At 56.0% G+C, this 1,186-nt stretch carries 1 protein-coding gene; it reads right to left on the bottom strand.

What is annotated here, in order from left to right; all coding sequences use genetic code 11:
* Positions 1-151: 151 nt before the first annotated feature.
* Positions 152-1,105: an IS5 family transposase gene (locus VOM14_RS31365; RefSeq protein WP_327632582.1), complete on the bottom strand. Its 954-nt coding sequence runs from the start codon at positions 1,103-1,105 to the stop codon at positions 152-154.
* Between the last annotated feature and the right edge of the window lie 81 nt (positions 1,106-1,186).

Consider the following 1,186-nt stretch of genomic DNA (forward strand, 5'->3'; position numbering starts at 1 on the left):
AGGAAGGTCTGCACAACCCGCTTTGGAAGCGTTACCTTTGACATCCAGCGCAGCCTCGGCGCTCAGATCGTTGTTAGTGAGTTGACCACCTGGGTTTTTCCGCAAGCCGGAGCGCTTCAACCAGACATGTGGCCTTCATCGGCCCGGTGTTTCAAGCTTTGCGCAAAGCTCTGCGCGCCATCCACAAATTGCCCAAAGCAAACAGCGTGGTGATCTGGGCGGTGTTTTTCATCAAACCACGATAGCGGGTCTTCGTGTAACCGAACTGCCGCTTGAGGATGCGAAACGGGTGTTCGACCTTCGCCCGAATACCCGCCTTCAGGCGTTCGATCTGATCGTATATCGCATCCAGCGAATCATTCAGATCCAGTTTCCTGCGTTTTGCCGGTCGCATTGCAACATGCCAACGAATCGCGTCTGCCTCACAACGCTTTTCGATGCCCTGATACCCAGCGTCCGCGTACACATCCGTTTCTTCGCCGTGTAGCAACGCTTCGGCGACGGTGATGTCGTGCACGTTGGCGGCCGTTCCAATGACTGTATGAACCAGGCCCGAGTCGGCGTCTACGCCGATATGCATTTTCATCCCAAAGTACCAGTTGCCACCTTTCTGCGTCGATTTCATTTCTGGATCCCGCGTGCCAGAGCCGTTCTTTGTCGAACTGGGCGCGGCAATCAGGGTTGCGTCAACCGCCGATCCAGCCTTAAGCATCAGGCCTTTCTCCGTCAGGATCTCATTGACCAGCGACAGCATTTGCGCCGCCAGCCCGTGCGTTTCGAGCAGATGGCGGAACCGCAGTATCGTGCTTTCATCCGGCAGTCGCACCATGCCTCCGTCGAGACCCGCGAACTCGCGATAAAGCGGCACGTCATAGAGTGCTTCTTCCATAGCAGGGTCCGACAGACCAAACCATTGCTGCATGAAATGAATCTGCAGCATCGTTGCAACCGGGAACGGTGGTCGACCGGTTTTGCCCGTGGGATAGTGCGGTTCGATCAGCGCAATCAGCTTCAGCCAGGGCACAACGCGTCGCATCTCATCGAGAAATTCCCGCTTGCGCGTCCGCTTCGTCGACAAATCCAGACCAAGACCAAGCTGCGTCATCATGTTGCCCCTCACCAAATCCGCTCTGTTTCCAGGATAGCTCGGCAGCAACGTAATGTCAGGACTTTTGCAGATCTTCCT

The sequence above is a fragment of the Paraburkholderia sp. MPAMCS5 genome (genome assembly GCF_036016995.1).
Taxonomy (GTDB): domain Bacteria; phylum Pseudomonadota; class Gammaproteobacteria; order Burkholderiales; family Burkholderiaceae; genus Paraburkholderia.

Bases quoted from the DNA above. Each gene is read 5' to 3' on its own strand.
- VOM14_RS31365 (WP_327632582.1), bottom strand. From the start codon at position 1,105: ATGACGCAGCTTGGTCTTGGTCTGGATTTGTCGACGAAGCGGACGCGC.